Source organism: Mammaliicoccus sp. JADD-157 (genome assembly GCF_049310805.1).
In the GTDB taxonomy this organism is placed as follows: Bacteria; Bacillota; Bacilli; order Staphylococcales; family Staphylococcaceae; genus Mammaliicoccus; species Mammaliicoccus lentus.
The window spans coordinates 1-2,560 of the sequence record NZ_JBMOVZ010000010.1; the positions used below are offsets into that span (position 1 = coordinate 1).

Sequence of the window (2,560 nt, forward strand, 5' to 3'; positions counted from 1 at the left end):
AAAAAGAGCCACTTCTTAAAAAAAGAAATGGCTCTAAGCGACTTTAATTTAGCTAAAAGCTACTTGAATATGAAAAATACAACACCAAAGATAAGTGTATTAGTTTGTCCGTGAAGACATTATTATTTTAGAAATAAAGTATAAATAAAGCAATAAAATTATTTAGATTTTGGTTTATTAAAAATCAGAACACGCATTTATGCCGAGAAAATATTTGGTTGGAATGGGCAATGTGTTAGCTAACTTGGTTAGCGAGTTGGTTGGGAATTGAATTGGGATTAATCCCAAGAAAGTACCAACTCAACAACACATAAAGCCCTGTAGGTTCCAACCAAAAAGCAATTGGAATAAAGCAATTATTTATTTATATTTTTCAGTATGTTATAATTTTTTTATATTGTTGAGTTTAAATTTTAGATTTGTATATTTATATTTTTTGTCTTTTTTATTTCATTGATTGCAGTTTTTAGTAGGTATTAAACTTGCTAAAAATTGCTTTTTTACTTTTAAAAAAATCAAACTATGTTATGTTGTATTTATAACTGTCTGAAAAAATGTCTCTTTGTAATATATTTTTTCTCTATTTCCTCTTAGCTAAGGATATAAGTCTTGCTAAGAGGTTTTTTTTTTATGTTATGATAAATACATAAAATATCTCGATATATACTTACGAGTGTATTTTATATCTTTGGATCTTATATTCATTTTAAAATCATTTTTTCCCAGCAGCTTTTAGTGATTTTTAATTACTAAAAGCTGCTTAGTTTTTGGAAAAAGTGAAATGTGCTAAAATAAAGTTATTGCTTCCAAGAATGTGTATTATAAATTGCATTGACTCTATTTTTTGAATAACTTTTTACTTTATCTCTTAGCTAAGATAATTGTTCTTACTAAGAGATTTTTTTATGTTTTTTTAGGTGTTTAGAAACGAGTTGAAAACGAGTTTCTTCTTGTCTTGATACTATATAGAAATAATTATCTTTTTAAAAATATTGCTCAAACGTTGATATGACAATGTTTGAGTGTTTTTTTATCGTTGAAAGAAAAATTGACATAAAAAAACCCCAGTATTAAGATTTAATTGTCTAGAAAAAACCAAAATACTGGAGGTCCTTATATGCATTTTTATACTACAAGAAGTGTGGACGAAAATCAAGATAATGAAACATTGAAAGATATAACTAAAAGTGGGAAACAACGTCCATGGAGAGAGAAGAAACTTGATAATGTAGGTTATGCAGACATACTTGAAATTTTAAAAATAAAAAAAGCTTATAACGTCAAACAATGTGGTAACGTCTTAGAATTTAAACCTAGCGAAGATGGGTATTTGAAGTTATATAAAACATGGTTTTGTAAATCAAAATTATGTCCCGTTTGTAACTGGAGGCGTGCAATGAAAAATAGTTCTCAAGCGCAAAAAGTGATAGAAGAAGTGGTTAAAGAAAAACCAAAAGCACGTTGGTTATTTTTAACACTTTCGACCAAAAACGCGATAGATGGAAAGACATTAGAAAATAGTTTAAAAGAAATGACTAAGGCTTTTCATAAGTTATTTAAATATAAAAAAGTCAGTAAAAATTTAATCGGTTTTATGCGTTCAACCGAAGTGACAGTTAATAAAAAAGACGGTAGTTATAATCAACATATGCACGTTTTATTGTGTGTTGAAAATAGCTATTTTAAAAATAAAGAAAATTATATTTCTCAAGAAGAATGGGTTGGTCTTTGGCAAAAAGCACTTCGGGTTGATTACAAACCAGTTGCAAATATTAAAGCAATTAAACCAAATAAAAAAGGTGATAAAGATATACAAGCAGCAATCAAAGAGACATCAAAATACTCTGTGAAGTCATCAGATTATCTGACAGGTAATCAAGAAAAAGACGCCGAAATTGTTCAAGATTTGGAACAAGGTTTGCACAGAAAGAGAATGTTAAGTTATGGTGGTTTACTTAAACAAAAACATAAAATTTTAAATTTAGATGACGCAGAAAATGGCGATTTAATAAAAACAAGTGATGATGAAACGATAACTGAAGAAGAAGAAAAAGCACATTCAATTACTGCTATTTGGAATTTTGAAAAACAAAATTATTTTTTAAAAAATATGTAACGTTAGCTGAAAAGCTAGCGTTTTTTTATGCTTTTTTGCTCCTGCAGGAACTATAGCGTTCAACCAGCATGGTTGCCCAGTTTTTATGCCAATTTTTAAATTTGCATGTAACTGGGCAGTGTCTAAAAAAATCGACACTGGTTAAGCAAAAATTTTAGATTTTTTTTCTGATTTTTAAATTTAGCTCATATTTGCGTTTTAAGAGCCGTTAAATCGTTTTGGGTATAAATATATATATAATACCCCTAAATGCTCTAAAAAGTATCTTAAAATTGCAAATAAGGGTATTCTAAGATTTAAAATATCTTAAGAAAAATAAAAAGAGCCACTTCTTAAAAAAAGAAATGGCTCTAAGCGACTTTAATTTAGCTAAAAGCTACTTGAATATGAAAAATACAACACCAAAGATAAGTGTATTAGTTTGTCCGTGAAGACATTATTATT

1 protein-coding gene is annotated in these 2,560 nt (G+C 27.9%); it reads left to right on the forward strand.

Features of this window, described 5'->3' with window-relative positions; all coding sequences use genetic code 11:
- Positions 1-1,117 precede the first annotated feature (1,117 nt).
- The gene (locus tag ACO6VN_RS15075; RefSeq protein ID WP_422404836.1) at positions 1,118-2,116 is read left to right on the forward strand and encodes a protein rep; all 999 of its coding nucleotides are present in this window, start codon (positions 1,118-1,120) and stop codon (positions 2,114-2,116) included.
- Positions 2,117-2,560: the final 444 nt, after the last annotated feature.